Source organism: Aliidiomarina taiwanensis, from assembly GCF_003987015.1.
GTDB classification, from domain to species: domain Bacteria; phylum Pseudomonadota; class Gammaproteobacteria; order Enterobacterales; family Alteromonadaceae; genus Aliidiomarina; species Aliidiomarina taiwanensis.
Genome location: NZ_PIPQ01000015.1, coordinates 1 through 21,621 on the forward strand (window position 1 = coordinate 1; position 21,621 = coordinate 21,621).

The following is a 21,621-nucleotide window of genomic DNA, read 5'->3' on the forward strand; positions in this document are numbered from 1 at the left end:
AGGCAGTTGGCGCTGCAATGCGTAAGTTAATGCAAATTTGTTTTGGTGTGATTAAACATCAACAAGAATATCGACCTCTAGCTACATAAAATAGAGCTAGAGATCGGTATTGAGAGATGGTATCTACGGCGGGTGCGCAAAATGCAACGTCATAGGTACGGCACTGCCGTACGGAATCACCTCACACTGGCTTCGATGAATAGGGCGAGGCGCTGGGCGGAATGCAACAACTGTTGTTGTATGATGGGTTCGGCGCGTTGCACGTAGGCTTGGCTGATGTCCCCTTCATGTTCCACCCCTGCGTAAGCGTATTCCCGCGCTAACTGGTTCGAGGTGGTTGCCCAGTCCAATATAGCACGCTTAAAGTTCTCCGGTGCCTTTGGCAGTGGGTTGGCGGCTGCAAGCTCTGCAGGGGGTATAAGTAACTCGTCGGTGAGCAATACGGTGTCCCATAGAGCGTGCAAGTTGGTTTCATGGCCCTGATAGGTGACCCGTATGCTGTTACCACCGCGGTCTTCGTAAAAACCTAAATGCAATGGCTGGTGCAGGTCGGTGATCCAGTGGGTAAAGGCCCGCAAGGCCACCGCTTGCTCCCGTGGGCTGCTGGTGCTGTCGAGCATGACCTTGGAGGATTGAATGGCGGCACCTACCACACAGCGCATGGCTTCACAGTCGCGTTCTAAACTAAATGACACTTCCGTAGGCGGCACGTTGGCATAATGCAGCGGCCCCATGTTGCGCCCTTCCGGGGTGCGGCGAATGCGGTCCGCCCAGGTCACCATTTCACCTAACGACTTCTCGTCCACCCGCTCGAGCTTGTCTGTTACCCACGCCTTCGCTTCCGGACTTAAATACTCCCACGCCACATCCCCAATATAGGTATGGCCTTTAAAGCCCCAAGCGTGTGCCGACATTGGCGCAATGGTGGCAAGTGAAAGAAGTAGGTACGGCATTGCCGTACGTAACAAACGATGTGCAACGTCAGGCAGTGCCTGACCTACGGATTCTGTGGATGGTTTATTTCCCCCGTAGGTACGGCATCGCCGTACGAAAGGCATTGCCGTACGTTTAAACGGCATTGCCGTACGTAACAAACGATGTTTAACGTCAGGCTGTGCAACGTCAGGCTGTGCTACGTCAGGCAGTGCCTGACCTACGGTTCCTACGGTTCCTACGAAGTTTACAGTTTTACTGCGCATCAAGGGAGGCTCCGGTGAGTGCTTTGCTGTCGTCGGACATAAGGTACAAATACGTGGGCATGAGGTCGGCCGGGGTTTTAAGCTTGTTTGCGTCTTCGGCGGGGTAGGCTTTGGCGCGCATTTTGGTGCGGGTACCGCCCGGATTAATTACGTTCACCCGTAAGCTTGTGTTTTCGTATTCGTCGGCAATAACCTGCGCCATGCCTTCGGTGGCAAACTTGGACACGGCATAAGGGCCCCAATGGGCGCGCCCCTTCCGGCCAACACCTGAGGAGGTGAAAATAACCGAGGCGGCTTCCGAGTTCAGTAGGGCCGGCAGTAGGGCTTTGGTCATCATAAATTGAGCTGTGACGTTGACCTGCATGACGTCGTTCCAGGTGGGTAAGTCTAAATGGCCAAAGGGCGAAAGCACGCCAAGTAAGCTCGCATTGTGTAATAAACCGTCGAGGCGACCGAACTGGTCTACAATGGTGGCGGCCATGTCGCGGTAATGGCTTTCCGTGGCGCCTTTCATGTCTAACGGAATAATGGCAGGTTCGGCACCACCGGCGGCAAGGATTTCGTCGTATACGGCTTCTAACTTGGCCACGGTGCGGCCTAAAAGAATAACCGTTGCGCCGTGTTTGGCGTAGGTGAGGGCGGCTTCACGGCCAATGCCGTCGCCAGCACCTGTGACTAGAATGATTTTATTGGCTAAGGCCTGTTCAGGCGCTTGATAATTTTGATGTTCCTGCATATTTCCTACTTTATAAATAGACTTGTGCATTTGATTTGGTCATATTGTACAGTAGAACGTAAAAGATTCTCAGCTTAGACGTGCGAAATGAGCGAAATTTCTTTAACATTACTTGCGAGCGGTGTATAAAACTCGTTAACAATTACCCAAAGTGGGCCAGAACATGCCCTGCTGGGCATAGAATTAGAACAACAAGGATTGGGGAAAACTCATGAAAAAATTGTTTCTGTCATTGGCAGTCACTTCAGCACTCGGCTTAACAGGCTGCTTAGCGGACGGTGAGAAGGCGCCGATATCAAACGAAGAAGTTAATATAGCAGCCACGCGGGTTGTGTTTGACCCAGGTATGGGTAAGTTAACTATTCCTACGGATATTCTGTTAGGCGGTACAACCGACGGCACCTTGAACATTCCGGTGGCGAATCAAGACAACTACGCAGACCCACAAGCGGCCATGGCGGCGTTAGATGGTTGGTCGACGGCGATGCCATTTGAATTTGAATTCGACGGCAGCTTTGATGAAAACGGCAACGCCATTGGTATTGACGGTGCGAGTGTGACAGCGCCGGGGTCGATTCGTATTCACGAAGCCGTGATGGGCGCCGATATGCGCGTTGAAGCCTGTGGCGCTGTACCAGCAGGTGCCGTGTGTACCATTACCGATGAGTTAACCTATGGTGAAGACTTTGCTGTTCAGTGGGTAAATAATAAAGCACGGGTTATTCCTTTGCGCCCATTCAAACCCAATACAGGTTACGTGGTGAGCATTACGGACAAGGTAGTGGATGAATTAGGCCGTTCTGTGCAGCCTTCCACCACTTATTACACTTTGAGCAAGCCGTTAGCGACAGACCCGATTGGTGGCGCAACGGAGCAAGCTTTGCAAGGTATAATTAACAGTCAGCGTGGCGCCCTAGCAGCAGCGGGTGTGGACGTGGACACAGTGATTCACTCGAACTCGTTTACCACTCAGTCGGTGGGCGAAGTGTTGGGTGTGGTGAAGCAAATGATGTTGCAGCCAAGCTTGGCGCCGCAACTGCAAGCCCAGCCACTTGGTGTGACGGCTGCAGACTTATTAGGCTTAGCGCCAGGTACGCCAAACCATGCGGTAGCAAGCGCGGCCATGGTGTATGCAGGCCAAGTGAACCTACCTTACTTTAGCCCAGTGCCTACACAAGACAGCCCAGAAGCACCATTAAGTGGTCGCTGGCAGGCAACGGCGGTAAGCCCAGCCTCGATTAAGATTGCTCTTGAGTCGGGTGCGGTGACCGTGGAAGAGCTTGGTGCCATTCTGGTTCAACTGGGTATGGACCCGAACGAAGTATTAGCGGACCCACGTAAATTGGCGGGAGCTATTCCTTACGAAATGGCCCCAACGGCTTTGTATAACCCGGAATATAACCCGATGGACGTGGAAAGTGTGCGCGGTTTAGACCAAGGTCGTCACTTAACCAAGTTTAACCCAATTCCACGCCCGCAAAATCTACCACAAGTACCGCTGATGATGTCGGTACCAGACGTAGACACAGTAAACGCGGTGCGTGCTCAGCAAGGTGCAGACCCGATTGCTGAGCCAGCAGGTGGCTGGCCTGTGGTCATTTTCCAGCACGGAATTACCGGTTCGAAAGAGCAGTTCCTGGCCATTGCTGGAACGCTAGCGGTGTTTGGCCATGCAACCGTGGCGATTGACTTGCCACTGCACGGCGACCGGGGCTTCCCGGGCGGTATTAACGCCACCAGCGGCATGGGTTCACCAACCAACTTCTTAAACCTTGCCAGCCTGTTAACGGCGCGCGATAACTTACGCCAAGCGGTTTCAGACCTTTTAGGTTTGCGTTTAAGCCTAAGCAATGGTGCAGCCAACTTTGGTGGTGCGAACATTAACGGCAACAACGTGAAGTTTGTAGGTCACTCGTTAGGTGCCATGACAGGGCATAACTTTGTGGCCATGGCCAACACCCCGATGGAAGGTGATGCAGCGGCGGCCAACCCACTGTATACGGTACAAGCTGCGGCTCTTGGTATGCCAGGTGCGGGTATTGCGCCATTCTTAATTGAGTCTGGCAGCTTTGGTCCACTTGTGGGTGGTATGTTGGCCTTCCAACAGATCGCTCCTTTTGCTGAGTACGCTTTAGAAGAAGCGACAAACTCAGGGATTGTCCCGGGCAGCGATGCCTTTATGGCAAACTTGGGTAAGTACTATGAAACTTTCTTCAATGGTATTGCTAGTCCAGCTGTTGTGGCTGCCCGTGATAGCTTGTTAAGCCAGTTTCAGCTAGCGGCACAAACTGTGGTGGACTCGGGTGATCCGTTGAACTTCATTGGCAAAATGAACGCTACGGAAACGCCATTGTTCTTAATTGAAGCCCTTGGCGATACTACGATTCCAAACAGCACAGCACACCCATTGTCGGGTACTGAGCCGATGATTGCGCTGCTTGGTTTGGAGAACCTAACCACGCTAACCACGTCGCAAGACGGCGAGCCGGTGACAGGTGCTGCACGTTACATTGAAGGTGGTCACGGTGGCTTACTACTACCAACAGACCCTGCGACTACGCAGAACCAGCAGCAAGCCATTGGTACTTGGTTTGACAGCAACTTGCTGATGTTGCCTATTAACCCTGCGTTGGTACCTCAGTAAACGCTGAAAAATTTAGCTTGAATGGAAGGCCCGCTGCATGTCAGTGGGCCTTTTTTATTGGTCCCTGTGTTACTATGGGCAGCTGACAACAACCGAGATGAGATAGTAGGTATGACAGACTTTTTATTAGCGCTGTGGAGTGACTACGGCGCCTTTTTATTGAAAACCGTAACCCTGGTACTGGCCCTAGTGTTTGTGGTGGGTATTGTGACCAATGCGGCCAGTCGCCAGCGGGAAAGCGGGGGTGAGCTACAGGTTACGAATTTAAGCAAGGGCTTAGAGCGCACCATAAACCAAATGAAAATGAACTTGCTAACTGGCAAAGAGCGCAAGGCATTGCAGAAGGAAGAAAGCAAGAAAGCCAAGGCGGAAAATAAGGGCAAGGGACCCGAGAAAAAGCCCGGTGGCCGTTTGTTTGTGGTGGACTTTAATGGGTCGATTGACGCCAAGGAAGTGGAGTCGCTACGCCGGGAAGTAACGGCTATTTTAGCGGTGGCGGAAAAAGGCGACGAAGTATTACTGCGCTTAGAAAGCGGCGGTGGAGTGGTGCATGGCTATGGCCTGGCGGCGGCTCAATTAAAACGCTTGCGCGACCAGGGTATTCGCTTAACCATTTCCGTGGATAAAGTGGCGGCCAGTGGCGGCTATATGATGGCCTGTATTGCCGATGAAATTGTGGCAGCGCCCTTTGCGATGCTTGGCTCGATTGGAGTGCTGGCGCAAATTCCAAACTTCCACCGTTTGTTGAAAAAGAACCATGTGGATTTTGAGCAAGTGACGGCGGGCGAATATAAGCGCACCCTGACCTTGTTTGGAGAAAACACGGAGAAGGGCCGCGAGAAGTTTAAAGAAGAGTTGGAAAACATTCACACCTTGTTTAAAGGCTTTGTGAAAGAGCACCGCCCAGACCTGGACATTGATGCGGTGGCCACGGGCGAAGTGTGGTTTGGTCAAGAAGCCGTGGACAAGGGGCTGACAGATCGTATTGGTACCAGTGACGACTTATTGCTGCAAGCGGTGAAAGAAAAAGACGTGATAAAAGTGCAGTACAAGCCGCGGGTAAAACTGGGTGAAAAGCTGGCCAAACAAATGAGTGCGGCTGTTGAGCATACGCTGCTGCGCTGGTGGCAGAACAGCCGCTTTTATTACTAATTTCTAGCCTCTAATGACGGCCTTTTATTTGCAGTAACAACTGCACCGCCATGGACTGGTTTAAGTAGCGCGGCACCGCGTAGGTAAAGCGGGCTTCGCTACGCGCTGCTTGCGCTATGGCGGGAATATCCTTTTCTTGTAGCTCGGCTGGGTGTTTGGGAATGCGAAACGCCTGGTTGAGTGCCTCTATTCTTTCGATGAGCGCTGCGGCGGCTAGTGCGTTGTCGTTGCTTTCACTGAGCTGACAATGACGGGCAAGGGCTGCCATACGCCGCTCGCCACGCCCACCTCCTGCTAAGGTAAAGCGCAATACATGGGGCATGACCATGGCGTTGGCGAGCCCGTGGGGTACATGGTACAGGGCCCCTAAGTTGTGGGCGATGGCATGAATATAACCAACGCCGGCTTGGGTGAAGGCCATGCCGCCCAGCATGGAGGCTTTGGCCATGTGCTGGCGCGCTTCGAGGTTGTCGCCTTGAGAGTAGGCGATGGGTAAATAGGTCAACACAGTACGAGCACACTGGAGGGCGCAGGTGTCTGTGTGGGCGGTGCTATTGCGGGATAAGTACGATTCAATGGCATGGGTGAGGGCGTCCATGCCCGTGGCGGCGGTGATAGCGGGTGGCAAGCCAAGCATGAGCTGGGCGTCGAGAGCTGCGGCTGTGGGCATAAGTTTGGGGTCGAGCACGGCGAGCTTGCGTTTTGCCTGTGTGTCGGAGACCACAGCGGCTATGGTGGCTTCCGAGCCTGTGCCCGCGGTGGTGGGAATAGCAAACAAAGGCAGTATGCCTTTTCGGACTTTAAACAGGCCGGTCATTTTAGCCAAGGGCTTGTTGTTTTTGGCTAAGGCGCCGATCATTTTCGCGCCATCAATTACAGAGCCGCCACCTATGGCGAGCAGGGCAGTGGCTTGGGTGGTTTGTAGTTGCGTAAAGCCGGCTTCTATTTGTTCCTGGGTTGGGTCTGGGGCGATGCCGGCGTAGGTGCTGTGTTGTATTTGGAGCGCTGTTAGGGTTTGGTATATAGGCTGGAGCAACCCAAGGTCTACCAGGGATTGGTCGGTGACAATAAGTACTTGGCGATGGCCAAGCTGATGGCAATGTTCCAGCAGGGCCTTGCTGCTGCCCGGCCCTTCGAAAGTCTGGGGCCAGCGGAAGGGTAAAAGCCGGGTGACTTGTTTAAAAACCCACATGTAAACGTATAAAAATAATTTTTCCGCTTGAAAAAGCATAGGGCCGCCCCATCTATTATTATAAGTATGAAGAATGAGTGTACGAGGATTCGCGGAAAAATAAACCATTTCCGTATGGCTATGCTTTCAATTTGTTATTGGAAATAAGTGATACTATAGTAGCACTATGGATATGATTCAGGGTGAACCCATGAAAATTGAACTGGTTACTAACTTGAAGCGTCACGCCACAAAAATTCTCGCTGATTTGCGCGTAACGAAAGAGCCAATACTGATTACGGAGCATGGTCAGCCTTCCGCGTACCTAGTTGATGTGCAGGACTATAAGTTCATGCAGCGCCGCCTTGAGTTGCTTGAAGGGCTCTCGCGGGGAGAGCGTGCTGTTCTTGAAGAAAAAACCTATAGCCATAGTGCAGCGCGAGAGAAAATGGACAAATGGCTGAAGTAGTCTGGACGGAGCCTGCGCTACAACAGTTAGATGCCATTGCTGAGTATATTGCTCTAGACAACCTAGCTGCTGCCCGTGGTCTGGTCCGGAGTGTTTTTGAGAAGGTGGAGCATTTGGAAGGTTTCCCGCATTCCGGACGGGTTCCCCCTGAACTCCCAAATTCAATATATAGGGAGCTCGTGGCGCCACCGTGCCGTATTTTTTATCGCGTGGATAAAAATCAGGTTTTTGTTCTCTATGTTATGCGGGAGGAACAGTTGCTTCGTACGTTCATGCTTGAAAACAGTTCAAGCTCTACCTGGTAGCTTTGCTGCACGCACAGGATTAAATCGGAAATGGCGATGAATACGTTCGATTTTATGCATTTACATTCAAGGTTGCGACCACGTATATTGAGTTCATAGCAATCCTTTCGTACGCAGTAGGTCATGCATAGCATGACGGAGAAGGTACGGCATGACGAAAGTGCGCGTTAATTCAACCAAAAGGAGTAAGACAATGTCTTTACGATTAGGCGATACAGCACCAAATTTTGAAATTGACACCACCAAAGGGAAAATTGATTTCCACGAGTGGATTGGTGATTCATGGGCGTTCTTTTTCAGCCACCCGGCGGACTTTACTCCTGTGTGTACCACGGAGATGGGCCGGACAGCGCAACTGCATGAAGAGTTTGCGAAGCGTAATGTGAAGTCCCTTGGCCTTTCAACCGACACAGTGGAAGAGCACGAGAAGTGGATTTTAGACGTAAACGATACGCAAAACACGGACTTGCAGTTCCCGATTGTGGCGGACGCAGAGCACAAAATAGCTGAGCTTTATGGCATGATTCACCCAGGTGAAAGCGAAACAGCTGCGGTGCGTACGGTGTTCATTATTGACCCGAACAAAAAGATTCGTTTGACCATGACCTACCCAATGTCGTGTGGACGTAACTTTGACGAGATTCTGCGTGTGATTGACGCTTTACAACTCAGTGATGCGAAAAAAATAGCGACCCCAGCAGACTGGCGTCCGGGCGATGAAGTCATTATTCCACCTTCCATTAGTGATGAAGATGCAAAAGACATTTTCCCACAAGGTTGGGTTGAACACCGTCCATACCTACGGACGGTTAAAATATAAGAGTTGTTTGTACAAACCCCCGCCCTGCGTTTGCACGGCGGGGGTTTTTGTTATCCCGTACGGCCGTGCCTACGTACGGCCATGCCTACGTACGGCCGTGCCTACGTACGGCCGTGCCGTACCTACGTTTTTGCATTTTTCACACCCGCCCGTAGGTCAGGCAACGCCTGACGGTGCATTGCATGACGTTGAAGGCAGTGCCTGACGTTATGGTGTGTTTTTTATTTCCAACAAACGTAATAAACGTAAAATACCGATGCCGAGCAGGAAGGCGATACTGGCTTGGAGTAAGTGTGCACTACCTGTTACATGTGCGTACTGGCTGGGGCTGACGAGTTGCTCGTTGAGCTGCCAAGGCCAAATTCGGTAGAGGGCACCGAGTACGATGCCGCTTAAAAATGCCAGCATGCTTTGTTGGGCACGTTGCATGGCCCAGTGCAATAACCGGGAAAACACCATAAGCCCGCTGGCGCAGCCAAGAGCAAACAGCACCAGTACGCTGACCTGCATGGCACTTACGGCGGCGGTAATGGGGACGTACATGCCCATAATAAGGAGTAAAAAGCTGCCGGAAATGCCGGGCAAGATCATCGCGCAAATGGCGATAAAGCCCGCGGCGAAAAACATCCAGGGGGCGGGGTTGGTTTGCATGGGAGTGAGCATGGTAATACTGCCAGCAATGAGCACGCCAAGCACAAAGAGCGCGCCGCGACCGGGTGTCCATTGAATGTCGCGCACGAGCAAAGGCAGAGAAGCGAGGATGAGCCCATTAAAAAATGCCCAGAGGGGCACGGGCTGGTGCTCTAGCATGTAAGTAATGCCGTGGGTCAGGGCGAAAATACTGCTAAGAATACCGCCGAACAGGGCCACTAAAAATCCAGCGTCGATATGCTGCCAAAGGCGTTTAAACTGACCTTTGCCAAGCAGTTGTAAGGCGGCTAGGTTAAAGGACGACAAAGCCTGAAGTAGGCGTGCGTAAATACCAAGAATAAAAGCGAGTGTACCACCGGAGACACCCGGCACTATGTCGGCGGCGCCCATGGCGGTGCCTTTAATAAATGTTTGCCAATGCTGTTTCATGAATAACTCGTGTGAAGGCTGTGTTATTGTCATTTTGTTGCTAGTGTACCTGACAGCAAGTTTGTTGTGCAGAAATTCTTGAGGGGTTTACGTAGCGGTACGTATACATAGCTAGCTAATAATAACGAAATGGGTGCATACTTTTGCTGTATGTCGTAAAAAGCAAAACGCACAGGCCTGGCAACGAAAGTTTGCTGGATCAGATTATTGCAGAGCATGACGCGGCACTGCGACGCTTTGTGCGTGTGCGTTTGAGTATGCAGCGACGGGACGAAGCCGATGACGTGGTACAAGATGTGTATGCCCGCTTAGCGCAAATGGATAATTTGGAAGAGCGGGTTGCCGAGCGCCTCGACACGGTGCGCAACTATTTGTTTCAAATTGCGGTAAATATTATGACGGATCGGTTTCGAAAGGCGAGTTCGCGCCGGGAAGCGGACCATGTGCATACGGATGACGAGCAAGTGGCTACAAGCTTAGATTGTACGCTTAATTCGCCGGAGCGGCAGTTAGAGGGAAAGCGTACCTTGCAATTGATACAAGCGGCCCTGAATGAATTAAAACCAGAGTTGCGGCAGGCGTTTTTATTAAACCGGATGGACAATAGAAGTTATCGCGAAATTAGTGACATTATGGGTGTGTCGGTGAGCTCAGTGGAGAAGTATATTTCGGCAGCCTTGGTTGCCGTACGAAAGCAGGTGCTTTAATGATGAATGAGGAAACCCTACAAGAGCAGGCGGCTTACTATGTGACCCGTTTGCACTCGGGGGAAATGAATGGACAGGAAGAGCGAGAATTAGAGCGTTGGCGGCAGCAAAGTGACGCCCATGAGGCGGCGTTTATGTCGACGTTGGCCCTGTGGGATTTAAGCAATAACTTATACCCGCCAGCGGAGCAGACGCCTGTGACACGGGTGTCGCGTATTCGCGCTTGGGGGCTTTCGGTAGCTGCGGCGGTGGCGCTGTCGGTTGTGGGTGTGTATTTTCTTTCCACCGAACATGCCTCGCCTATGGTTGAGCCGAGTGCTGTGGTGGAAGCTACACCACGGGTGACGGACACGTCAGCGGAGACAAGCAGAGTGACGGCACAGCGTTTAGCCGCGCAAAGTGTGCGGGAACACCGCTATTTGCAAACGGGTTTAGGCGAAGTGGACACGGTTGAACTTTCCGATGGCTCGGTGCTGACGCTGAATACGGAGACGCGTATTCAAATAGCGTTTAACCAGCATGAACGGCATGTGGTGTTGGTGGCTGGTGAAGCCTTTTTTGATGTGGCCTCGGATGCTAATCGGCCCTTTGTGATTGATACCGGTGAGCAAGAAATTCGGGTGCTGGGGACTAAATTTAATGTACGCAAAGAAGAAACGGGCGTACGTGTGGCCGTGCTGGAAGGGAAAGTGTCGGTGACCCGCATGTCGAGCTTAGCGGCAGCAGACGTGATGGACGATGCTAAGCTGATGGTGCTGGCGGAAGACGACTACTTATTAGAAGCGGGGGCTATGGGGTCTTTTTCTGCGACGGCGGATGTGGTGGCAAAAGCCAGCTATGAGTTAGTAAATGAAGCGCAGAATTGGCGCCGTGGAGTGTTTCGGTTTGATGACGCAAGCTTAGCGGATGTGGTGGCGGAGTTTAATCGTTATCGTACCCAGAAAATTGTGTTGGCGGACCCGCAAACGGGTGAATTACGCATTAGTGGCGTGTTTCATTTTAGTGAAGGGGAAGGTTTATTAACCGCGCTGACAGCGAGCCTGCCTGTGGTGCTTGATCGCACAAATGACACAGTGACTATTCGCAAAATTAAATAATTGTTAAATTTATTGAGGGGTCTCTGTTTGCCTTCGTATATATTAGTGACAAACTAATAATAAAGGGTAAACAGATGACAACACGATCTCCCAAACTGAGCTACTTGGTGCGTTGTACCTTGCTAGCGCTGGGCACGAGCCTTGCCGTACCCAGCATGGCAGCTGCTGACACGACTCACACGATTGATATTCCTGCACAGAGTGCCGCTTCGTCGTTGCTTGAAATTGCCGAAGAAGCCAATGTGCAAATAGTATTTTCCCCAGAAGCGTTACAAGCCATAAATGCACCTGCGGTAGCGGGCGAATATACGGTGCTTGAAGCTATTCGGTTAAGCCTGGCGAATAGTAATTTAGAGGTGGTGCAGCAGTCGGAGGGGATTTTTGTTGTTCGTGCCCGAGCTGAAGGAAGTAGTGAAGCAGCCGCCAGCCGAAAAGTAGAGCGTATTCGTGTGGTGGGCTCGAACATTCGGGGGGCTCGGTCCGCTGGTGCTTTACCGGTTACAGCCTTAAGTGAAGAAGACATTATAAACACGGGTGCCATGAGCGGCGACGAGCTACTGCGCGCGATTCCGCAAATTGGTGACGTAGCCTTTAATAACGAACGTGTGATTGGTGGCGTGAACGATGCGCGTGGGGACGTGTCGTCGATTAACTTACGGGGCATTGGTACGGGTTATACGCTGACGACGCTGAATGGGCGCCGCTTGGTATTGCACCCGGGGACGCAAACAGAAAACTATGTACCTGTTGCCACGGTGAATGCGAATACACTTCCTGTTCGTGGGTTAGCTAGGCTTGATGTGTTACGTGACGGTGCCGCAGCTGTGTATGGTTCCGACGCTATTGCTGGCGTGGTGAACTATGTATTAAAAGACGATGTGGACAGCAGTGAGGTGTCGTTAAGCCATGGCTCAACGGATGGCACGTCGTTTAGCCAAACCACCTTAAACGGGTTAACCGGCCTACGTTTTAATAATGGCCGTACCTATGTAAGCCTTTCCGGCGCTTATTACAAGCGCAACGGCATGATGGCCAGCGAGCGGGATTACTCTGCAAGCTTAGACCGTCGGTTTCACCCGGATATTCCTGAAGAGTTCCAAGGCAATACTAGTTTAGACAACCGTTTGCTGGGCAGCCCGTGGAGTATTTTCACCAGCGATTCTATGGGGCAATTTCATTTAGAGCCTACCGCACATGGTAACTGTGAAGTGGCCATTGATGACGTGGTGTGTGCTGTGAGTGGCTCTATACCGCGTGACTTACGGTATGACGCCGCGCCAGACCGTTCTATGACCTCGGATGTGGAGCGTTTAAACGCCTTTGCTTATTTAACCCATGAACTGGATGCCACCACGGAAATTTTTGCCGAAGCCTTATGGTATTCGGCTGAAGCGGAGCGTATTCGTGAGCAAAACCATAACTTAACGGCTCAGCGTTTTGTGGTGTCGGCAGATGCGGCTTATAACCCCTTTGGTGAAGACGTAAAAATACGCAACGTGCGGCCCGTGGATGTGGGGCAGCGCCGCATTGTGGTGGACGACTACAGCTACCGGTTGCTAACAGGTGTACGCGGTATGTTGCAACACTGGGATTGGGAAACGGCGGCCTTGTACTCGGTGGCCAACACCCTAGACACGGACTACAACCGAATTCGCGCGGATAAATTCCAAGACGCGATTAACCAAACGGACCCGAACCTGGCTTATAACATTTTTATTGGCGGTAACCCGCTGAATGTGAATAACGGTGTGGGTCGTCGCAACCCTCAGTCGGTGATTGATACCTTTACCGTGGATGTCACCCGTGAAAGTGAAACGGAGCTGGCCCTGTGGGACTTTAAGATTTCGAGCCCAGAGGCTTTTCGTGTATTCGACCGGGACATTGGTATGGCTGCGGGTGTTGAGTACCGGTATGAAAGCTACAAAGACATTCGTGACCCGCTGCTGAGTGGCGCGGTGCCGCAAGTAGACGGGGTAACGGGCGAGCCGCTGTCGACCAGTAATGTGCTTGGTTCGAGCTCAACACCTTCTGCAAGTGGTGATCGCAGTGTGGTGTCGGCCTTTGTGGAGCTCGATGTGCCTTTGCATACCAGCTTAGATATGCAGCTTGCGGCACGTTACGAGAACTTTTCCGATGTGGGCTCTGTGGTAAAACCCAAGGTGGCTTTGTCGTGGATTCCCCATGATATGGTGCAGTTCCGTGCGGCCTATGCCGAAGGTTTCCGTGCACCGAACTTACCGCAGGTGGTGGAAGAAGGTGTGTCGCGATCGAATACGCGCACCGACCCAGTGACGGACAGCCGTTATGGCGTAACGGAAATTCGGGGTGGTAACGACCAGTTAAAACCAGAAGATAGCACGCATATTTCGTATGGGGTGGTGTTTGCACCCACTTCGGACCTGATGTTCACGCTGGACTGGTGGGACATAGAGCAAGAAGGCATTGTGGGGGTGTTACACAGCCAAACGCACTTGCTTTATGACGCCTTACTACGCTCTCAGGGCTCGCAAAACGACGCTGTGGTGCGTGATGACGAAGGCTTTGTGCTGTACATAGAAAACCAGTACTCCAACTTAAACCCTCGGAAAATTCAGGGAATGGATGCCTCGGCACGTTACACCATTCGGACCGATATGGGCCGCTTTGACGTGAAGGCGAATGTGGCTCGTTTAACCAAGTTTGAACAAACCCCAGACGCACGCAGTGCCTTAGTACTCGCTGCGCAAGCCGAGGGCAACCCTGCTGTGCCAGACGATATTGCGGTGCTCGGTGCCGGCGACTTGCTGGGTATGAATGGTAACCCTGAATGGCGTGCCACCACCTCGGTGAACTGGCGTTTGAACCAGTGGAGTGTTCATGCGCGCATGAAGTATGTGGGCAGCTTTGAAAGTTCGTGGGTGCGCAGCAATGGCAAGAACCTACCCGTGCCTTCATGGACCACTTACGACTTACTGGCGAGCTATGAGTTAAGTAGCAATAGTTGGGCGGATAGTACGCGCTTACGTTTAGGGGTACGGAACTTAGCCGACAAAAAGCCACCGGTGAACAGTGGTAGCTTCGGCTATATTTCAGATGTGCACTCAAACCGCGGCCGTTATGTGTATGCGGACGTTACCTTCCGTTTTTAAGCTGTTCGTTTAAAGCTGTTATGGCACCTGCTGGTAAGCGCAGCGGGTGCCATAAAAACCTGTAGGAATTGATGATGAAAAAACGTTTAGGGCTGTTTTTTGCCCCAGCGCTTCTGGTGTTGGGTTTCGCACCTGAGTTGGCCGCTGCTGAGGTGGTGGTTACTGAAAGTTACTGCCAGGTAGAGCATGTGCGGATTGAATACGACTTCCCCGCAGCGCGAGTGGATGGTTGTTTAACGAGAGAAGATGGCCGTATTGTGGTGCAAACAGCACCAGAAGACGAGCCGATTAATCCAAGCCCTTGGTATGCATTTCGAATTTCTGCGCCCACTACCACAGAGGTAGCCATTGAAATAGAAGCATTAGGGCGGGGGATGGCTCGGTACAACCCCAAAGCCAGTATAGACAGAAAGAGCTGGCGCAACCTACCCCATGAAAAAGTAGACGACGCCATTTTGTTTAACTTAACCGTGGGGCCTGAGCCAACGTATGTGGCGGGGCAAGAAATTTTTACGAACCGCGACTATATTCGTTGGCTCGACGAGGTGAATGCTAAGGCTGGTGGAGTGATTTTTAATTTAGGCCAAAGTGCCCAGCAACGGCCTATACCTGCGATGGAAAAAACGTCACCGGGGAATAGTGAGTGGCTTATTTTAATTGGTCGGCAGCACCCGCCAGAGTTAACCGGCGCGATGGCCTTACGGGCCTTTGTGGCTGAGGTGTTTAATGGCAGTGAGTTAAGCCAGGCTTTCTTGAAGCGTTATAACGTATTGCTGGCACCGAACTTAAACCCAGACGGTGTGGCGTTGGGTCATTGGCGGCATAGCACGGGCGGCGGCGACTTAAACCGTGATTGGTTTGAACGGAGCCAACCGGAGACAAAGGCTGTACATAATTACCTACAAAGCATTGTTAATAAAGGTGATAATTTAGTATATGGGGTTGACTTTCATTCCACTTGGCGGAATATATACTATACTATTCCAACGGACTACTTGAGCACTGAAGCACATTTTAGTCGTGACTGGTTACAGGCTTTAGCTGCCACTGTGCCCTATACGGTAGAAGAAAAAGCAGGTACATCGCCAGGAAAAGGTATTTTTAAGCAGTATATGGCGGATGTCCACGGTATTCATTCGGTTACCTATGAGGTTGGCGATGAAACAGACCGTGACGAAATACGTATTACGGCGCAGGCAGCAGCTCGGGCTTTAATGAGCTATATGCTGGGCCGTTCGGAGAAGTAGTAAAAGCACGCGCAATGCGCACTCGGTAAAAACCAGCGAGCTGTATAGCTGGACAACTCAAAGGGAGCACCAAGGATGTGGTGCTCCCTTTTTCTTTGCTTATGGCTGTGTGGCCTGTGCGCCGAAGTCGAAAACCCAGTTAATGAATAACTCGGTACCGACCCGCAGGGTGCTTTCGTGAGGGTTAAAGAAGGGGGAGTGGTTGCCTGCGGCTGTGCTTGGGTCTTGGCCTGGGTGGGCTCCGCCTAAAAACACGTATTTGCCGGGCACTTCTAAGGCATAAAAACTGAAGTCTTCAGCGGCCGTACCGAGCCCGGCAGGTGTTAGCTTGTCGCTGCCGACCACGCGCTCGGTAGTAGGGAGCATACGGGCCATGAGCTCAGGGTTGTTGATGGTAACCGGGTAGCCTTCGTTAATTGTGACTGTGGCTTTGGTGTTGTGGGCGGCGGCCGTGTGCTCGGCTACTTGGGTAAGCTTTTCGAACATGGTAGCGCGCAGGCCCATGTCGAAGTTGCGCAGGGTGCCTTCTAAGTACACCTGATCGGGAATGATGTTATTGCGCATGCCGCCTTGAATAATGCCAAAACTGAGGACAGCTGGCGCTTCAGTAAGGTTCAGCTGACGGCTAACAATGGTTTGTGCGTTATTCACAATACTGGCTGCGGCCACAATGGGGTCGGCCCCGCCCCAAGGACGAGAGCCGTGGGTTTGTACTCCCTCTACGGTGATTTGGAAACGGTCGGAAGAGGCCATGGCCGGGCCGGACTTATACCCCACATGACCCGCAGGGGAATTTGAGCCCACATGGATACCAAAAATAGCGTCGGGCTTGGCGATGTCAAACAAGCCTTCTTTTAACATGAGCTCGGCCCCGCCTTCTTCACCCGGTGGTGCACCTTCTTCGGCGGGTTGGAAAATAAACATAACGGTGCCGTGAATGTCATTGCGGTGCTTTGCAAGGTATTCAGCAGCGCCCATAAGCATAGCTACGTGCATGTCGTGCCCACAAGCATGCATAACGGGCACTTGTTCCCCCCGGTATTCAGCGGTGGCAGTGGAGGCAAAAGGTAACCCGGTTTGTTCTTTCACGGGAAGGGCGTCCATGTCGGCTCGTAGCGCAATAACAGGGCCCGGTTTGCCGCCTGTTAGCAGGCCCACTACGCCGGTGTGGGCAATGCCTGTGTGCACTTGCATGCCCAGCGCAGTTAAGTGCTGTTCAACCAGGCCAGCGGTACGAAACTCGCGGTTGCCTAGTTCGGGGTGTTGGTGAATGTCCCGTCGCCAAGCAATGATGCTTTGTTCGAGGGCCGTGGGGATGCGGTGGGTGTTGGCCTGCGTATTGGCTGGCGGCGTAACAGCGGCAGGCTCTTTTGCTTGGTTTAGGTTTGCTAGGGCTGGGCCTGATGGTGAGTTGGTTTGGGCGCAGCCGATGGTACCAAGGGCCAGCGCCATGCTAGCGACAAGTAAAGGAAATTTCATGGGCCTGTGTGTCCTTAAACTGAGAGTATGTATAAATATATACGCAGCTACTGCAGTTTTCCTCAATTACCCGTATAATACGGGCTTCGTTGTACCGTACGGGTGTATACCTGTGTGGTAATGGTTCCCTCGCCCCATTCAAAAAGGCTATTCTATGAAACCTCTACAAATTTTAATTGCCTTTCATATTGCAATTATTATTGCCAGTAACTACCTGGTGCAATTTCCGATTGAGCTCTTTGGTTGGCACACCACCTGGGGTGCCTTTAGCTTTCCATTTATATTCTTGGCCACGGACTTAACAGTACGTTTGCTTGGCAAGCAGGCGGCACGTCGAGTGATTGGCTTTGTGATGCTACCGGCGTTAGTTGCTTCCTACTGTGTGTCTACTTTGTTTCACGAGCGCGCCTTTCAAGGTGTGGAAGCCTTGCTGATGTTTAACAGCTTTGTGTTTCGTATTTCCTTGGCTAGCTTTGCTGCTTATGTTGTAGGGCAGCTGCTGGATGTACTTGTATTTGAACGGTTGCGCCAGAACCGGCGTTGGTGGGTCGCGCCAAGCGCTTCCACTATGTTCGGTAATCTAGTGGATACTGCGGTGTTCTTTTCGGTCGCGTTTTGGCACAGTAGCGATGCCTTTATGGCAGCAAACTGGGTAGAAATAGCCACCGTGGACTATGTAACCAAGCTGCTAATTAGTTTAGTGCTGTTTGTGCCTTTGTATGGGGTGCTCCTCAGCGCTATTATGAAGTTCTTACAACGCCGTTCTGTGGCAACTGCGACCTCATAAAATGTGGCTGGCGTCTTGCCAGCCATCCCTTCTGGTATTACCACTTCTTTTTGAAAATAAAATCAAAAAAACAACATTTATTTTCACGGCCTTGCTTGCTCGATTTTTAATCGCTTAAGTTAATAAGGTGAAAAGTTCACGGGTGGAGTTAGTTATATATTTGGTTATTAGTTTTTCCTGATCGGCAATGAATAAGCAAAGATATGGTCTTTTCTTTGCGCTAATAGGCTTTAAATTGTGCATTTGTTGGTAATTTGTTTGGGGCAAAATGTTAACGCGGGGTTAACTGGTAAGTGATTGATTTTTAAGTCTTTAAAGTTATAAAGAAAGGCCTTTGTAAACTATTGATTAAGAGAATGAGATGTGATTAGCTTGGGAGGTTGGCTTCGATTGGGGAAACCTGCGCAGCGAACAAAAACTAAAATAAAATAGATGAATAGATGTTGTTCTAGGGGATCATAATGATCAAGCAGTCTTTAGTATCTAAGTCGATTAGAGCGGTCTTAATGGCCGGTGTAGGATCTGCATTTTTAGTCGGTGCTCCAGCAATGGCGCAAGACCAAAATGATGCAGAAAAAGGAGAGAAGGCAGAAGAGAAGTTTGAGCGCATTGTAACAACGGGCTCACGTATTTCTCGTCCTGAACTTTCTCAGGCGGAGCCGGTAGTTACGCTTGGCCGTGAAGATATTGAGCGTTTTGGCTCGACAGATTTAGGCCAAATTCTGGCAGAGTTACCAGCGGTAAGCGCCAGCAGTACACTTATTGGTAACCGGACCAGCAACAGCAGTGCGGGTGTGAGCTCTGCAAACCTTCGTGGTTTGGGTTCTAGCCGTACGCTTGTACTTGTAAATGGTAAGCGCCATGTGGCAGGTTCACCTGGCTCGGCGTCGGTTGACCTTTCAACCATTCCTTCCAGCATGATTGAGCGCGTTGAAATTATGACGGGCGGTGCTTCTGCAATTTACGGTTCTGACGCTGTTTCTGGTGTTGTAAACGTTATTTTGAAGAAAGACTACGAAGGCCTCGAGTTTAATGCTCGTGGCGCAAGCTCAACGGAAGGTGTGGGTGCACGTAACCACGAACTAAACCTTCTTGGTGGTGGTAACTTCGACGATGGCCGTGGTAACGCGGTATTTTATGCTGGCTTAAGCCGCATTCAGCAAACCATGGAAAACGACATTCGCCAGTCGAACAACTGGGGCACCATTTTAAACCCTGAAGACACAGGTCGTTTAGACGGTATTCCAGACCGTATTTGGGCTGAGAACATTGGTTCTGAGTACATTTCAGGTGGTGGTGTGCTTTGGGGTGACGAGCTTTACGGTTTCCGTAACGACGGTTCGTGGACTGTTCAACCAGAGCGTGATGGGACCAACTCGGGTTTGTTTGGTTCGTTCAAAGACGGCTGTGATACCTGCTTATTCAACGACGACTATGACAACTTCCAGCCGGGTGTAGAGCGTGTGAGCTTCGGTTCAAACCTAAACTATGCGCTGAACCGTTCTTCGAACTTCTATGCAAGCTTTAGCTACACTAAAGCGGACATTACCCAGCAGTTCCAGCCTGCGTTTACGCAAGACATTGAGATTAATGTGGCGGACAACCCATTCTTGGATGACGAGCTACGTGCTCACTTGCTAGACCAAGGCATTGAGCAAGCCAGCATGTGGAAGTTCTTTGAAGACTGGGGTAACCGTACTGCGGACAACCGTCGTGAACTATTCCGTGTGAACGCAGGTGTTGAAGGTGAGTTCCAGCTTTCTGATACTTACTTCCTTTACGATGTGTACTACGGTTACGGCGAAACTCGTAACAAGCGTATTACCCGTAACGAAAAAATTAACGGAAACGTTGTAGCTGCTGCCGATGCTATTAAAGACGCAGATGGCAACATTGTGTGCCGCGACCCGAATGCAGGTGGCGTGAACACAGGTGGTGAGTGTGTAGCTTACAACCCGTTTGGTAACAGTGCTTCTGCTGAAGCTATTGCCTTTATGTCGGCAGACGTTACCCGTGAAGACACCATTACGCAAGAATACGTAGGTGCAAGCTTTGTTACTGACACCGCTGAGTTCTTTGAGCTGCAAGGTGGCCCAGTAGACGTAGCCTTTGGTTTTGAGTGGCGCGAAGAAACGTCTGAAACGTTGACAGACGAGTTCACCAAGCGTGGTTTAACCAACAACGCTGCAACACCAGACGAGTTTGGTAAGTTCGACGTAAGCGAAGGCTTTGTTGAAATTAAATTACCACTACTACGTGCGGTGACTATGGTAGACGAGCTAACGGTTGACTTGGCTTACCGTACAGCGGACTACTCGCACGCAGGTTCTGCGAATGCGTGGAAAGCAGGCTTTGTATACGCCCCAATTGAAGACGTACGTGTACGCGGTACCTTGGGTGTTGCAGTACGTGCACCAAACATTGCGGAAGCCTTTAGCCCACGTTCACCAGGTTTCACTCGCGTGAATGATCCGTGTGATGTGAACGAAATCAGCAAAGATCCAAACCGTGCTGCTAACTGTGCTGCTTTGGGCATTCCAGTAGGTTTTGAAGGTGAAACCAACGTCAGTATTGACCTGATTAGCGGTGGTAACCCGAACCTGGTTTCTGAAGAGTCAGACTCGAAAACGCTTGGTGTTGTGTGGACGCCACGCTTCATTGAGAACTTCTCGATTACGCTTGACTACTACGAAATTGAAATTACGGACGCGATTACCTTTATTGATCCGCAGGATGTTATTAATAACTGTGTAGACTCTGCGTCGGGTATTGATAACAGCTACTGTGCGCAGGTAACACGTGATCCAGTAAGTAACCAGCTGACGATGGTGGAGTCGGGCTATTTAAACGCAGCTGCGCTTGAAACCTCTGGTTACGAAATGGAAGCCAAGTACTACACAGACCTGAGCGGTTTTGACCTGCCGGGTGCTATTTCTACTTCACTTTTCGTAAGTAAGTTAGAAACACTGGTGTCGTACGACTTCCAAGACCAGCCGGACCAAGACAACGTGAACCGTGGTCAGCTAGGTACGCCGAAGCTACAAGCACGTTTCTCTGTTGGTTACTCGTTAGACGACCTGAACGTGAACTGGACAGCACGTTACATTGACCGTTCAGCACTGTTTAACGTAACGCCTCGTTTAGAAGCACACGAGAACCTGTCGCCAAACTACGTTGGTTCGATTGTAACGCACGACCTAACAGCAGGTTACGCAATTACAGACAACCTACGTGTGAGCGGTGGTGTACGTAACGTGTTTGACAAGGTACCACCAGGATACGTTGGTAACGCCTTGTACGACCTAGTAGGCCGCCGTGCATTCGGTAGCTTAACGTACAACTTCTAATTCGTAAAAACCCGTAGGTCAGGCACTGCCTGACGGAAAAGGCACTGCCTGACGATGCTTGAATGAAAGCCCAGCCTTCGCGCTGGGCTTTTTGTTTTCCTACGGTGGAATTGTTCAAAAACCCCCGTAGATACCATCTCTCAATACCGATCTCTAGCTCTATTTTATGTAGCTAGAGGTCGATATTCTTGTTGATGTTTAATCACACCAAAACAAATTTGCATTAACTTACGCATTGCAGCGCCAACTGCCT

16 protein-coding genes are annotated in these 21,621 nt (G+C 51.1%); 11 read left to right on the forward strand and 5 right to left on the reverse strand.

Annotated features, from left to right (window positions below; translation table 11 throughout):
* Positions 1-176: 176 nt before the first annotated feature.
* Positions 177-1,199 carry a S1/P1 nuclease gene (locus CWE15_RS11550; protein WP_126758244.1) on the reverse strand — a complete coding sequence of 341 codons (1,023 nt, stop codon included), beginning with the start codon at positions 1,197-1,199 and terminating at the stop codon, positions 177-179.
* On the reverse strand, positions 1,189-1,935 hold the full coding sequence (locus tag CWE15_RS11555; RefSeq protein WP_126758245.1) for a YciK family oxidoreductase: 747 nt from the start codon (positions 1,933-1,935) through the stop codon (positions 1,189-1,191). Before CWE15_RS11555 ends, CWE15_RS11550 begins: the two co-directional genes overlap by 11 nt.
* Before the next feature lie 211 nt (positions 1,936-2,146).
* Between CWE15_RS11555 and CWE15_RS11560 the strand changes: the two genes are divergently transcribed.
* Together CWE15_RS11560 and sohB are read left to right on the forward strand one after the other, a co-directional pair.
* Positions 2,147-4,579 carry a VolA/Pla-1 family phospholipase gene (locus CWE15_RS11560; protein ID WP_126758246.1) on the forward strand — a complete coding sequence of 811 codons (2,433 nt, stop codon included), beginning with the start codon at positions 2,147-2,149 and terminating at the stop codon, positions 4,577-4,579.
* 111 nt (positions 4,580-4,690) lie between these two features.
* On the forward strand, positions 4,691-5,731 hold the full coding sequence (sohB, locus tag CWE15_RS11565) for a protease SohB (RefSeq protein ID WP_126758247.1): 1,041 nt from the start codon (positions 4,691-4,693) through the stop codon (positions 5,729-5,731).
* Positions 5,732-5,741: 10 nt separating this feature from the next.
* Here the strand turns inward: sohB and CWE15_RS11570 are convergent, their stop codons facing one another.
* Positions 5,742-6,923 (reverse strand): iron-containing alcohol dehydrogenase, encoded by a 1,182-nt coding sequence (locus tag CWE15_RS11570; RefSeq protein ID WP_198675028.1) that lies wholly within the window; start codon positions 6,921-6,923, stop codon positions 5,742-5,744.
* A gap of 190 nt (positions 6,924-7,113) precedes the next feature.
* On the opposite strand from CWE15_RS11570, the gene CWE15_RS11575 reads away from it, so the two are divergent.
* The 3 genes from CWE15_RS11575 (at position 7,114) to CWE15_RS11585 (ending at position 8,496) form a co-directional block, all read left to right on the forward strand.
* Positions 7,114-7,371 carry a type II toxin-antitoxin system Phd/YefM family antitoxin gene (locus CWE15_RS11575; protein ID WP_126758258.1) on the forward strand — a complete coding sequence of 86 codons (258 nt, stop codon included), beginning with the start codon at positions 7,114-7,116 and terminating at the stop codon, positions 7,369-7,371.
* Positions 7,359-7,676 carry a type II toxin-antitoxin system RelE/ParE family toxin gene (locus CWE15_RS11580; RefSeq protein ID WP_126758249.1) on the forward strand — a complete coding sequence of 106 codons (318 nt, stop codon included), beginning with the start codon at positions 7,359-7,361 and terminating at the stop codon, positions 7,674-7,676. The genes CWE15_RS11575 and CWE15_RS11580 overlap by 13 nt, the downstream gene beginning before the upstream one ends.
* 193 nt (positions 7,677-7,869) lie before the next feature.
* Positions 7,870-8,496 carry a peroxiredoxin gene (locus CWE15_RS11585; RefSeq protein WP_126758250.1) on the forward strand — a complete coding sequence of 209 codons (627 nt, stop codon included), beginning with the start codon at positions 7,870-7,872 and terminating at the stop codon, positions 8,494-8,496.
* A 207-nt stretch (positions 8,497-8,703) separates the two neighbouring features.
* Here CWE15_RS11585 and CWE15_RS11590 read toward each other — a convergent pair whose 3' ends face one another.
* Positions 8,704-9,576, reverse strand: coding sequence for a DUF368 domain-containing protein (locus CWE15_RS11590; protein ID WP_126758251.1), 873 nt, complete (start codon positions 9,574-9,576; stop codon positions 8,704-8,706).
* Between the two features lie 143 nt (positions 9,577-9,719).
* On the opposite strand from CWE15_RS11590, the gene CWE15_RS11595 reads away from it, so the two are divergent.
* The 4 genes from CWE15_RS11595 (at position 9,720) to CWE15_RS11610 (ending at position 15,755) form a co-directional block, all read left to right on the forward strand.
* On the forward strand, positions 9,720-10,283 hold the full coding sequence (locus tag CWE15_RS11595; RefSeq protein ID WP_157980764.1) for an RNA polymerase sigma factor: 564 nt from the start codon (positions 9,720-9,722) through the stop codon (positions 10,281-10,283).
* Positions 10,283-11,380, forward strand: a complete 1,098-nt coding sequence (locus CWE15_RS11600; RefSeq protein WP_126758253.1) for a FecR family protein — start codon at positions 10,283-10,285, stop codon at positions 11,378-11,380. The genes CWE15_RS11595 and CWE15_RS11600 overlap by 1 nt, the downstream gene beginning before the upstream one ends.
* A 74-nt stretch (positions 11,381-11,454) precedes the next feature.
* A complete protein-coding gene (locus CWE15_RS11605) occupies positions 11,455-14,508 on the forward strand; it encodes a TonB-dependent receptor (protein WP_126758254.1) in 3,054 nt (1,017 codons plus the stop codon).
* Positions 14,509-14,579: 71 nt separating this feature from the next.
* Positions 14,580-15,755 (forward strand): M14 family metallopeptidase, encoded by a 1,176-nt coding sequence (locus CWE15_RS11610; protein ID WP_126758255.1) that lies wholly within the window; start codon positions 14,580-14,582, stop codon positions 15,753-15,755.
* A 99-nt stretch (positions 15,756-15,854) separates the two neighbouring features.
* Here the strand turns inward: CWE15_RS11610 and CWE15_RS11615 are convergent, their stop codons facing one another.
* Positions 15,855-17,234, reverse strand: coding sequence for an amidohydrolase (locus CWE15_RS11615; RefSeq protein ID WP_241971905.1), 1,380 nt, complete (start codon positions 17,232-17,234; stop codon positions 15,855-15,857).
* 154 nt (positions 17,235-17,388) lie between these two features.
* On the opposite strand from CWE15_RS11615, the gene CWE15_RS11620 reads away from it, so the two are divergent.
* Together CWE15_RS11620 and CWE15_RS11625 are read left to right on the forward strand one after the other, a co-directional pair.
* On the forward strand, positions 17,389-18,021 hold the full coding sequence (locus tag CWE15_RS11620) for a 7-cyano-7-deazaguanine/7-aminomethyl-7-deazaguanine transporter (RefSeq protein ID WP_126758256.1): 633 nt from the start codon (positions 17,389-17,391) through the stop codon (positions 18,019-18,021).
* 461 nt (positions 18,022-18,482) lie between these two features.
* Positions 18,483-21,368: a TonB-dependent receptor domain-containing protein gene (locus CWE15_RS11625; protein WP_126758257.1), complete on the forward strand. Its 2,886-nt coding sequence runs from the start codon at positions 18,483-18,485 to the stop codon at positions 21,366-21,368.
* Positions 21,369-21,621 lie beyond the last annotated feature (253 nt).

What these genes read in the sequence shown, in the direction of transcription:
- CWE15_RS11585 (WP_126758250.1), top strand. Translation starts at nt 7,870, where the DNA reads ATGTCTTTACGATTAGGCGATACAGCACCAAATTTTGAAATTGACACC.
- CWE15_RS11580 (WP_126758249.1), top strand. Translation starts at nt 7,359, where the DNA reads ATGGCTGAAGTAGTCTGGACGGAGCCTGCGCTACAACAGTTAGATGCC.
- sohB (WP_126758247.1), top strand. Translation starts at nt 4,691, where the DNA reads ATGACAGACTTTTTATTAGCGCTGTGGAGTGACTACGGCGCCTTTTTA.
- CWE15_RS11590 (WP_126758251.1), bottom strand. Translation starts at nt 9,576, where the DNA reads ATGAAACAGCATTGGCAAACATTTATTAAAGGCACCGCCATGGGCGCC.
- CWE15_RS11570 (WP_198675028.1), bottom strand. Translation starts at nt 6,923, where the DNA reads ATGTGGGTTTTTAAACAAGTCACCCGGCTTTTACCCTTCCGCTGGCCC.
- CWE15_RS11575 (WP_126758258.1), top strand. Translation starts at nt 7,114, where the DNA reads ATGAAAATTGAACTGGTTACTAACTTGAAGCGTCACGCCACAAAAATT.
- CWE15_RS11555 (WP_126758245.1), bottom strand. Translation starts at nt 1,935, where the DNA reads ATGCAGGAACATCAAAATTATCAAGCGCCTGAACAGGCCTTAGCCAAT.
- CWE15_RS11550 (WP_126758244.1), bottom strand. Translation starts at nt 1,199, where the DNA reads ATGCGCAGTAAAACTGTAAACTTCGTAGGAACCGTAGGAACCGTAGGT.
- CWE15_RS11560 (WP_126758246.1), top strand. Translation starts at nt 2,147, where the DNA reads ATGAAAAAATTGTTTCTGTCATTGGCAGTCACTTCAGCACTCGGCTTA.
- CWE15_RS11625 (WP_126758257.1), top strand. Translation starts at nt 18,483, where the DNA reads ATGATCAAGCAGTCTTTAGTATCTAAGTCGATTAGAGCGGTCTTAATG.
- CWE15_RS11615 (WP_241971905.1), bottom strand. Translation starts at nt 17,234, where the DNA reads ATGAAATTTCCTTTACTTGTCGCTAGCATGGCGCTGGCCCTTGGTACC.
- CWE15_RS11605 (WP_126758254.1), top strand. Translation starts at nt 11,455, where the DNA reads ATGACAACACGATCTCCCAAACTGAGCTACTTGGTGCGTTGTACCTTG.
- CWE15_RS11620 (WP_126758256.1), top strand. Translation starts at nt 17,389, where the DNA reads ATGAAACCTCTACAAATTTTAATTGCCTTTCATATTGCAATTATTATT.
- CWE15_RS11600 (WP_126758253.1), top strand. Translation starts at nt 10,283, where the DNA reads ATGATGAATGAGGAAACCCTACAAGAGCAGGCGGCTTACTATGTGACC.
- CWE15_RS11610 (WP_126758255.1), top strand. Translation starts at nt 14,580, where the DNA reads ATGATGAAAAAACGTTTAGGGCTGTTTTTTGCCCCAGCGCTTCTGGTG.